The organism is Chamaesiphon polymorphus CCALA 037, assembly GCF_003003845.1.
GTDB lineage: Bacteria > Cyanobacteriota > Cyanobacteriia > Cyanobacteriales > Chamaesiphonaceae > Chamaesiphon > Chamaesiphon polymorphus.
In genome coordinates this window covers 1-10212 of the sequence record NZ_PVWO01000186.1, presented here as the reverse complement: position 1 = coordinate 10212, position 10212 = coordinate 1, and the positions used below count along the sequence as shown (strand labels likewise).

The window sequence follows — 10212 nt, the reverse complement described above, 5'->3', positions numbered from 1 at the left end:
AAAGTAGCCCAACTGAATAATCCGCCGACATTCAGTCGCTTCGGCATAATTAATCACCCGCCGTAATTGTTGCGTCGCAATCCGCTGTTCGTCTTCGAGAGCCATCCCCGTTTCGGGATCGATCTTTTGGGCAATTAAATACTCGATCGTCTTAATATCACCCATCCCAAAATACAACGTACAATGAGCGGGTTCGCCATCCCGTCCCGCGCGTCCCGATTCTTGATAATAACCCTCGATATTGCGCGGCAGATCGTAGTGAATCACAAACCGCACGTCGGGTTTATTAATTCCCATGCCAAAGGCAACCGTCGCAACTATCACCTTAACATCATCGCGAATAAAACTATTCTGATTTTTAGTCCGAGTCTCGCCATCTAAACCCGCATGATAGGGTACAACTTTAATCCCATCCTGCTTGAGTTTAGTCGTCAATTCGTCTACTTTCTTCCGACTCAAACAGTAAATAATTCCCGCTCCTTCTGACTGCTTGACTTGGGCGAGTAATTCTTTATAAGGTGCAGTTGTTTTGCGCCTAACTTCATAATATAAATTCGGACGATTGAAGCTGGCAATATGAACGTGCGGCTCGCGCAGTTCGAGCTGATTGATAATATCCGAGCGTACCCGATCGGTAGCTGTCGCGGTCAATCCCAACCAGGGCACCTTCGGAAAATAGTGCCGTAATTGTGCTAATTTTCGATAATCTGGCCGAAAATCGTGACCCCATTCCGAGACACAATGCGCCTCATCGATCGCAAAGCCAGCAATCCCCACTTCTTGATGCAAATCTATCAAAAAGTTGCTAATAAACTCCTGATTCAATCGTTCGGGAGCTAGATATAAAAGCTTGATTTCACCATTATAAATCGCCGCCGCTCGCTCGCGTCTTTCTTCGGTAGTAATACTACTATTTAAAAAAGTCGCCGGAATGCCATTATTTGCCAGCAATTGCACTTGATCTTGCATCAGCGCAATCAACGGCGATACCACGATCGTCACACCATTTTTGAGCAATGCTGGTAACTGAAAACATAACGACTTACCGCCACCTGTCGGCATTACGACCAATAAGTCGCGATTGGCTAAAGCCGTTGTAATAATTTCCCGCTGTCCCGATCGAAATTCATCGTACCCAAAGTAATGTTTTAGTGCATGTTCTAGGGTTTCAAATTGGTTCGAGCCAGCAAGCATAAGAGTTGAAAGTTGGGTGTTGGGAGAGAGCAATACTCAAACTACTATGTCAAAGAGTATACAGTAGATGGTTCAAAAATACTCACGATCGATTTGCTGAAAACAATTTTAGCGATTTTTCGATCGAGAGTGCGAGCGATGTCTCATCTATAGACTCGATCAAGAGTTCCCCTGTCCAGTAATATGGGGCATGATGATATCGATCTTACCGTTTAGTTCCGAGCGCATTTCTCTTACTTCGTCTTTAAAATCGTCGATCTCATCATAAACTCGCTCGAAGGCTTGTCGGAACTCTTGGGGTGATACCTGAGTATATTCTAGTCGGTCTACTCGGCGGTTTAAAGCTCTGAACTCTCGATCTACTTGACGATCTCTATCATCTGGATTTTGCGCTTGTGTCATACTTGTCGATCGCGAGATTCGATCGCGACTGGGAATACTTCTATTTTAAGGGAAATTTAGGAGTGCTCAGAAAGAATGTACCATATTCACTTCTGTCATGACCGATCGAAGTAGCGATCTTGCTTACTACTCAGGCGAGCGGCACTTGGCAATGGAACGGTATGAGTATCAAATTACCAGTTACAAACAATACTAGTGTTGAGTCATCTGGCTGAGGCCAATCTTTGTATTGTAAAAGTAAATTGAGATAGTACATTTACAAAATACAACGTAAAGATCGTAACATAAGTCGAGCCGATGGCATCTACCACAACATTGCTGCGACAAACTTCGCTGTGAGGATCTGCATCGAGTCTCAAAAGATCGGGAATCAGTAGGCTGCTTGCTATGACTCGATCTAGCTAACACAATCTCCACGAATAAATTTATTCGATAGTTTGGCCGTAGTACCAAAATTCGGGGTACTCTATCTACAAGGTGAAACAAAGACTACTTTCTCCTCAACAGTACATTTCTGAAACCTCAACCAACATAATTCTGTGAAAACATCCATCGCATCGCATCGCATCGCATCTGACTACACTAACGGCTTTATCTCTGGTAGGTGTGGCAAATTCAGTCCAAGCAGCAACAGTTCAGTTTAATGACTTGGCAAGTTTTAACGCCGCGACAACTACGCAAAATATCGACTTTGAAGGATTAGCTGGAGGTACAGGTTCTACATTCTATGACAGTGGATTAACTATTAATGGAGTTAATTTTATAGGCGTGACGGCTGGAGGTGATGGATTTCCTTTTGGTATAGTCGCGCAAGGGAGTTTTCCTGGAGATTTCGGTTCTGGCACGACTATTCGGAGCTGTAGCGGATGTCTCATCACTGCAACTCTCCCCTCTGGAATAACCGCTGTTAGCGGCGAGTTTGCAAGCCTTGAAACAGCTTCCGTCCCTTTTCTAATTAGACTCTCAACTGGCGAGACATTTAATATAAATTCTCCTGTTAATGGTTCCAGTCTCAATTTTGCTGGTTTCACCTCTGATACCCCTATTTCTTCGATCTCATTCAGGGGTCTTGGCGACAGCAATAGCTTTGGTGGCGGCACAACACGGTTAGATAACTTCAGATTTGGAACTGTTAATGCTGCTGCAACTACAGCCGTTCCCGAACCTTTTACTGTTATCGGTACATTAGTCGGCGGTACGGCGGCACTGCGGATGAGAAAGAAACTCAAATCGGCTGTTAAGTAGCAAATAATTAGTAGGATCTCGAACAGGGTATTTAGGGTAGGGGTAATTCATGAATTACCCCTACCCTAAATTCCTGCTATAATTGTAGGCTCTTCATCACCTGGTATGCTAATCTCAGCTTTTTGACCCGAAATCCTTACTGCTAAGCCAAAAATGGCTGAAAAATCTAACAATAATAGATTTTAGGCTCAATCCCTTGTTAGCTATCAATCTGGGCGGAAATCAGCATACTAAGTAATGAAGAGCCGACACTCTTTGTTTAAATTCTAGTCTACGCTCATTGTCTCGATTCGATCGAACCAGCTTTACTATTCCCTGTTCCCTATCTCCTAATGCGAATGATACAAAAAATCATCCGCCTCAATCCCCGTTTGTTTGAGGATTTGACGCAGAGTACCTTCGGGCATGTCGCCATTGTGATTGGGGACGGTGGTATATTTACCACTATCGTGATTGAACCAGATTTCGTGAGAGCCACAAGCTTGACGATCTAGTGCGAATCCGTAGACTCGCAATACCTTGGCTACTTCTCGATATCTGAATCCCGATAACCTACCCATCGCGTCTATTTCGTCAATACGAGCGGACAGTCAAATTCATCGGCGATCGCGGGAAAAGACTCAATTATCTGGTTCCGTTCTGCCATTGCTGCCAAAATTTGTTTAGCAACATCTTGCGCGATTTCGAGGGTTTCTGTCAAACTCTCAGCTTGAGCGATCAATCCAGGTAAAGCTTCAGACGTGGCTAGATAGTAGCCTTCTGGTAGCTTTTCGATGTGTACGTTAATTAATCTTTCCACTGAATTACAATCGTGCAATTTTAAAGTTCTGGTAAAAAGGTTTGAAAAAAGCAAAGTTAAAGACATCCAACCTGCTGTGGCAGACGCTACACAAACGATATAGTTATTAATTATTACATATCGGTATAGATAGTTTTTGTTAATAAATAGTGCGATTAGGTCGATTTCGGTAACTTGGCGTACATATCCTTGTACTGAGTATCAGATATTATCGTCATGTTAGGTGTGACTGCTGTCGAAGCGGTCAGTGTAGCTAGTTCTTGCAATAGCAGTTCCTGTTCTTGAGTGAGGCTCTGCAATCGATCGACAATGGTCGCAATCCGCTCGGCTGGTGAATCGGACACTAGTTGAGATTCTACTCGATCGACACTAGCATTAGTGTGCCCAAATACTCGCCGGATCGATCTCCACAACAGCCCAAAAATCGGCTGGAGCAGCTTGAATGGTGTCGTAAGTAAAAACACCCATGTTTGCTCGATTCCCCTCCCGATCGCCTTAAATAGCCCCCATAGAGAGAAGATTGTCAGCAATAATAATCCCGCACTAGCTAGTGGATGAGCGACGATCCAGGCTAGATATGGATGAGCTACCAACCACTGGTTAAAAGCTGTACCAACTGAGCGATCGATCGTTTCGGAAATATCCATAGGGGTGGATGGGTAGATGAATGGATGGGTGAATAGTGGATAGTGCAATTCAACTTTGCCTAGTCTCCCTGTCCCCTCGTCCCCCGTCTCCCTGTCTCCCCTTCTGTTCCCTAACTAAGCATTGTTATTCGCGCCAAGTTGTTCGCTATCGAGATTGAATAGAACTTGCAGCGTGCGCATGGCTTTGCGACGGGTTTCGGCATCTTCTTGAGCGCGGAGTTGCACCATCGGATCTTGAAGAATCTTGTTGACGATGCCTTTGGTAAGAGCTTCGATCGCTTCTTGATGGCGTTCGCCAAATTCGGCACCCAATCTCGATAGAGCTTTTTCTAGCTCTTGCATTCGGATAGTTTCCATTTTATCGCGCAAGCAATTGATCGTGGGTACGGTTTCTAGCAATTGCCACCAGCTATTAAAGTTTTCGACTTCTTCTTCGAGGATGCCTTCGGCTTCTTGTGCCATTTGCTGGCGGCGTTCTTGGTTTTGAGCGACGACGGCTTTGAGATCGTCTACGTTGAAGGATTGGATATTGACTAAGTCGTTGACATCGCTGTGAACGTTGCGCGGTACGGAGATATCAAAAATCATCAAGGAGTGATGCGGATCGAGGACGGCTTCCAATTTAGCCGCATTTAGTAATGGCTCTGTAGCTGACGTACTGGTAAAGACGATCGTCGAAGTGGAGATCGCACTCATCATATCGCCGATCGGTTGGAGTTGGAGATCGATCGCGGTAAACATCACTTTGAGTTCTTCGGCACGTTTTGTCGATCGATTGAGGATGGTAATATCTGTCGCACCCTTGGAAATGAGGTGTTGTACCAACAGTCTCGACATCTTACCCGCACCCAAAATCGCGATCCGATGATTGGCAAAATTGCCCACTTTCATATGCGCCAATTCTACCGCAGCCGAACTGATCGATACCGCCCCAGTCCCGATACTAGTTTCGGTACGAACGCGTTTGCCAGCAGTCATGGCTTGCCTAAACAACCGATTGAGAATCGATCCCATCCCTTGATATTGTTGGCCGATTTTGTGGGTATGTTTGACTTGTGCCAAAATTTGACCTTCGCCCAATACCAAACTATCCAACCCTCCAGCTACGCGCATCAGGTGCATTACTGCGTCTTTGTGCAGCAGCATGAATAAGTGCTGTCGGAGATCTTTGAGCGGGATCTTGCTAAATTCTGATAGAAATTGAATCGCATCCTGGACGCCACGATCGGCTGTAGGCGTGACGATATAAATTTCTAGGCGATTGCAAGTGCTGAGGATCGTCGCTTCTTTGATATGGGGATAATTGCAGAGGGTTTGAATCGCCGCCTCCATCTGCGTATCGGGGACGCTGAGTTTTTCGCGGATGTCTACAGGTGCGGTTTTGTGACTCAAACCGATGACAGCAATATTCATATTCGCTCTACGTCCAAAAAGATGAGTATTCTAAAAGTTTTGTTATTAAAGTGACGGATATTTGAATACTGGTAGCGCATTATAGATGCTAGCTCAGGCTTCACGTTCCGGCTTGGTTATTATAAATAATTGCTGTCTATCTTGCTGCAATCGCGAAGCGTTGTAAATGTTTTGTTATGGTTCTTCACTAGGGGATAGAGGATTAGGCTTTAGGCGATAGAGAATAAAGTCCCCTCCAAGGAGGGGTGCCCGTAGGGCGGGGTGGGTAAGATCTACGCTGCCCCCTTTATCTATTCTATCTATTCTCTAACGCCTAACGCCTAATCCCTAACCCCTAATCCCTAACAGCTAATCCCTATTTCAGAGCGATCGTGCCGCCTTTACCATTCATGTGAATGGTATCGACAAAGCGTGCGGTTTTGGACTGACTGGAAATAACCAGCGTATGAGTCCGCGCGCCACCTTTGAAGAAGCGAACGCCATCCATGATGTTACCGGAGGTAATCCCAGTACCAGCAAACAACACGTTTTCGCCACAAGCGAGTTCTTCAGCAGTGTAGACTTTATCGGGATCGGTGATGCCCATTTCTAGAAGCCGAGCGATATTCGCTTCTTTGCTTTCGCCGATCAAACCAGTTTTGACGATCGCGGGATCGTAGATCAACTGTCCTTGGAAGTGAGCGTCCATACACCGGAGAGCCGCTGCGGAGATTACTCCTTCAGGAGCCGCACCGATACCCATCAAAGCGTGAATGCCAGTTCCGGCAAAGCCACAGTTGATTGCCGCACCGACGTCACCATCGCTAATTAGGGCAACGCGCGCGCCAGCAGCCCGAATTTCAGCAATCAATTCGTTGTGACGTTCGCGTTTCATAACGACGACAACTAATTCTTCGATCGAGCGATCGAGACATTGCGATAAGATTTTCAGGTTTTCAGTAGCAGATTTGTTGATATCTACTTTACCTTTAGCTGCTGGGGGTGCAGCGAGTTTCTTCATGTAGAAGTCAGGAGCTGCAAACAAACCACCTTTTTCGGAGATCGCGAGTACGGCCATCGAACCAGGCTGTCCGTAAGCACACAGGTTGGTACCTTCACAAGGATCGACAGCAATGTCGATTTCGAGCAGTTCGTCGATCGAGCATAACTCAGCAGCGTTAGGCTGAGAACAAATCCCCACTTCTTCACCGATGTAGAGCATGGGAGCATCGTCGCGCTCGCCTTCGCCAATTACGATGCGTCCGCGCATGTAGATTTTGTTCATCCGTTCGCGCATTGCTTCGACTGCAACACGGTCGGCTTCATTTTTGTCGCCCTTACCCATTAAGCGCGCTGACGCGATCGCGGCTTGTTCTACTACTTCTATAATTTCTAAACCTAAGCTATTTTCCACTGCTATTCGCTCTCCTAAAGGGCTTTATTTATAGGGATTTCAGTCGTTTATCAGTCTACCAGAGCGCGGGGACACAAGAGCATTTCTTAAATTTTTCCGCTATTTGTCCGGCCTTCGGTCGAGATCGCGGGGATCGCAGGTGTCTGGATGTGTAAACCGGGGATCGCGAGCGTGTGTTGTCTGTGGGTGTGAAGTCGATCGACATTACAAATCGATTTACTTTCCCAACAACTCTATCCCTGTATGGTGGAACGGCTCAAGTGGGTAAGCTCATCTTATAACTTGAATTTGCTGTTGAAGTGACAGCCTTGAGAGTTATCACTGCCAAAGAAAAAAGGTAACCGCCGATCGACAGGAATGGAGATTAGTATTCGCACAGCCACAGCCGAAGATCTAGAAACGATTATCGCGCTTCAGACCCTATCTTTATCGAACTTACCCGACTATTTTAGGAAATACGATCGCCGACAAATCGATTCCTTAATTGCTGGACAAGCCAAGTCGAGGTCGATTGTTTTTCCAATAGAGACTAACTTAATAGCGGAAGACGATCGCGGTAAACCGATCGGGTTTATTTCTATATTGAATTGTAAGCCCAAGATATCTGGATTGTTCGTTCATCCAGATTACATGAATAGAGGTGTTGGTAAACAGCTATTAAAAAAGCTAGAGCTGCTGGCGATCGAACAGCGGATTGGAAAGTTAGGAGTTATGTCTTCAATGGAATCAGTCGCTTTCTACGAGAAAAATGGCTACCAGTTTAAACGGAAGACTGGTTTCTTTTCAAAAGGTTGGGTCTGGATTCCTTGCAAACTACTTGAAAAAGAATTAATTCCAACTCCGCTTGCAGAAAGACTGGCAGAACAAACAGTTAAGATTGTTATGTTGCTAGCTTTTTTAGCAATAATAACCAATATTATTTACAAAGCAGAGCGCAAACAGATCTGTTCTCCGACACCAGATTATCGGGTGTGCACGCAGATCGATCGCCCATAATTAAGTACACGATGATAAATCGATCGAACCGATGTTAATTAGGGATGTAGGCGAACAGGGACTATTAAAAATAATTCAACCCTATTGTCTGCCAAACACGATCGGCGACGATGGTGCGATCGTGCATCCTCCGCCAGGTTGCGAGTTAGTCGTGACTACTGATGTGCTGGTTGATGGCGTGCATTTTAGCGATCGGACGACGAAGGCGTTTGATGTCGGCTGGCGAGCGGTGGCGGCTAATTTATCAGATCTGGCGGCAATGGGCGCGACACCCTTGGGAATTACCGTGGGGTTAAGTTTGCCCCCGACATTGCCTGTCATCTGGCTGGAGGGATTGTATCGGGGAATGCAGGTATGTTTGGAGCGGTATGGCACGGGAATTATCGGGGGAGATTTGACGAGATCGAGTGTAGCTACTGTAGCAATTACCGCTTTGGGCGCGGTTCGTGCCGATCGAGTTATCGCTCGTGCTAATGCTAGAGTTGACGATGCGATCGTGGTGACTGGCTATCATGGCGACTCTCATGGGGGTTTGAAATTACTACTCGATGCCAATGTGCCAGTAGAGCTGACGGCAGATCGGCAAGCATTAATTGACGCCCATCAAAGACCGCTACCTCGGCTGGATGTGTTACCGATTCTCGATCGACTTAGCACGAGTGCGAGTCAAAAATTTGCGATTGGTGGGATGGATAGTAGCGATGGACTGGCAGATGCGATCGTTCAAATCTGTCAGGCTAGTGGTGTCGGTGCTGTGTTGAATCGATCGAGTCTACCGATCTCGCCATCTTTAGCTCGAATTTTTCCAGATACAGCTTTAGAATCGGCCTTGTATGGTGGTGAAGACTTTGAACTGGTATTGTGTATGCCCACAGAGATCGGTCTAGAATTGGTCGAAAAAATCGGTGGCGGTGCGGCAATTATCGGTAAGATAGTCCGATCGTCAGATATTATCTTAATCGACGATCTCACCAACAATCCCCCAATTTATCTGGATCGACTTTCAGGATTTCAACATTTCTCGATCGACTAAATCCCCATCTTCAGTCTCGTGCTGTATATCGACAAGTTATTTCAGTTGCTGCTAGCTATTGTTACCCCACCTTAACAACCTAGTTATCTGCTTGGTGCGCTGTCTTGTCTTGTCTCGCTAAACTGTCGGGAAACCCGACGAGCGCGCATCCGCTGCTTGGTTGATTTTCATGGACGGGAAACTTGTCCGAAAATCAATCCGCAATTATCAATTATCAATTATCAATTATCAATTAATTTAATGCCGTTTTACCAATCCAACCCCCAACTCACGACACTTGCAGAACAAGCTCTGGCAGATATTTGGCAAGAATTTCCCGACTTAAAACCAGAACAGATCGCCCTCACCTGGCTGGTATACGATCGACCGATTCCCGTCAACACTGGCGGCGCAATTACCGCTGACGAATTGTGGCGATATCCAGTTAGGGGATTTAACCATCGCGGTGGCGAGCGGATTTATCCGGCTAGTATCGCCAAATTATTTTATTTACTCGCGGTGCATGAGTGGCTAGAGCAAGGCATGTTAGCAGCTTCTAGCGAACTCGATCGAGCGGTACGAGATATGATAATCGACTCTAGCAACGATGCCACTAGTCTGGTCGTCGATACGCTCACGGGTACCACCAGTGGGCCAGAATTATCTGCGGGGCCATTTGAGAGCTGGAAATCACAGCGCAACTTAATCAACCGTTATTTTCAATCTTTAGGCTGGCCAGAATTAGACCCAATTAATGTCAATCAAAAAACGTGGAGCGATGGCCCCTACGGACGCGAGCGGGCATTTGTCGGCGAAATGCGGGAAAATCGGAATATGGTCACTACCGATGCGATCGCCAGATTGATGCACAGTATTGTCGGCGGTGCTGCTGTCAGCGGCGATCGATCGAGTCAAATGATGCAACTCCTCCAGCGCGATCTCAATCTGGCTGGAACTATGCCCGATCCGGGCGAAGAGAACCAGGTAAATGGCTTTCTAGGGGCTGGTTTACCCGCTGGGAGTCAAATGTGGTCAAAAGCAGGTTGGACGTCTCAGGTGCGCCATGATGCGGCTTATATTGAGTTGGCAGATAAGCAACCGTATTTACTAA

The 10212-nt window shown here is 46.3% G+C and carries 11 protein-coding genes; 4 read left to right on the top strand and 7 right to left on the bottom strand.

Translation table 11 applies throughout. From position 1 onward, the window contains the following. Together C7B77_RS15015 and C7B77_RS15010 are read right to left on the bottom strand one after the other, a co-directional pair. A partial coding sequence (locus C7B77_RS15015; RefSeq protein WP_146138337.1) for a RecQ family ATP-dependent DNA helicase occupies window positions 1–1194 on the bottom strand: 1194 nt, incomplete at its 3' end. Window positions 1195–1353: 159 nt separating this feature from the next. Beyond that, window positions 1354–1596: a hypothetical protein gene (locus C7B77_RS15010; RefSeq protein WP_106306250.1), complete on the bottom strand. Its 243-nt coding sequence runs from the start codon at window positions 1594–1596 to the stop codon at window positions 1354–1356. Between the two features lie 606 nt (window positions 1597–2202). On the opposite strand from C7B77_RS15010, the gene C7B77_RS15005 reads away from it, so the two are divergent. Further along, window positions 2203–2841, top strand: a complete 639-nt coding sequence (locus tag C7B77_RS15005) for a PEP-CTERM sorting domain-containing protein (RefSeq protein WP_106306247.1) — start codon at window positions 2203–2205, stop codon at window positions 2839–2841. Window positions 2842–3170: 329 nt separating this feature from the next. Here the strand turns inward: C7B77_RS15005 and C7B77_RS15000 are convergent, their stop codons facing one another. From C7B77_RS15000 to glpX, 5 genes are all read right to left on the bottom strand, one after another. Continuing rightward, a complete protein-coding gene (locus C7B77_RS15000; protein WP_106306244.1) occupies window positions 3171–3401 on the bottom strand; it encodes a type II toxin-antitoxin system HicA family toxin in 231 nt (76 codons plus the stop codon). 5 nt (window positions 3402–3406) lie between these two features. Continuing rightward, window positions 3407–3640 carry a type II toxin-antitoxin system HicB family antitoxin gene (locus C7B77_RS14995; protein ID WP_106306241.1) on the bottom strand — a complete coding sequence of 78 codons (234 nt, stop codon included), beginning with the start codon at window positions 3638–3640 and terminating at the stop codon, window positions 3407–3409. A 155-nt stretch (window positions 3641–3795) separates the two neighbouring features. Further along, entirely contained in the window at window positions 3796–4287 is a 492-nt protein-coding gene (locus tag C7B77_RS14990) for a hypothetical protein (RefSeq protein WP_106306238.1), read from the bottom strand. Between the two features lie 114 nt (window positions 4288–4401). Beyond that, on the bottom strand, window positions 4402–5700 hold the full coding sequence (locus tag C7B77_RS14985; protein ID WP_106306235.1) for a glutamyl-tRNA reductase: 1299 nt from the start codon (window positions 5698–5700) through the stop codon (window positions 4402–4404). Window positions 5701–6055: 355 nt separating this feature from the next. Beyond that, window positions 6056–7093, bottom strand: coding sequence for a class II fructose-bisphosphatase (glpX, locus tag C7B77_RS14980; protein WP_106306232.1), 1038 nt, complete (start codon window positions 7091–7093; stop codon window positions 6056–6058). A 357-nt stretch (window positions 7094–7450) separates the two neighbouring features. Here glpX and C7B77_RS14975 point away from each other — a divergent pair, with 357 nt between their 5' ends. The 3 genes from C7B77_RS14975 to C7B77_RS14965 form a co-directional block, all read left to right on the top strand. Next, on the top strand, window positions 7451–8089 hold the full coding sequence (locus tag C7B77_RS14975) for a GNAT family N-acetyltransferase (RefSeq protein ID WP_106306229.1): 639 nt from the start codon (window positions 7451–7453) through the stop codon (window positions 8087–8089). 31 nt (window positions 8090–8120) lie between these two features. After that, window positions 8121–9122 (top strand): thiamine-phosphate kinase, encoded by a 1002-nt coding sequence (gene thiL / locus C7B77_RS14970; RefSeq protein WP_106306226.1) that lies wholly within the window; start codon window positions 8121–8123, stop codon window positions 9120–9122. 240 nt (window positions 9123–9362) lie between these two features. Next, the coding region (locus C7B77_RS14965; RefSeq protein ID WP_106306253.1) for a serine hydrolase at window positions 9363–10212 on the top strand (850 nt) is incomplete at its 3' end.

Coding starts and splice junctions, on each gene's coding strand:
- C7B77_RS14990 (WP_106306238.1), bottom strand. CDS start 4,287: ATGGATATTTCCGAAACGATCGATCGCTCAGTTGGTACAGCTTTTAAC.
- C7B77_RS15010 (WP_106306250.1), bottom strand. CDS start 1,596: ATGACACAAGCGCAAAATCCAGATGATAGAGATCGTCAAGTAGATCGA.
- thiL (WP_106306226.1), top strand. CDS start 8,121: ATGTTAATTAGGGATGTAGGCGAACAGGGACTATTAAAAATAATTCAA.
- C7B77_RS14985 (WP_106306235.1), bottom strand. CDS start 5,700: ATGAATATTGCTGTCATCGGTTTGAGTCACAAAACCGCACCTGTAGAC.
- C7B77_RS14975 (WP_106306229.1), top strand. CDS start 7,451: ATGGAGATTAGTATTCGCACAGCCACAGCCGAAGATCTAGAAACGATT.
- C7B77_RS15000 (WP_106306244.1), bottom strand. CDS start 3,401: ATGGGTAGGTTATCGGGATTCAGATATCGAGAAGTAGCCAAGGTATTG.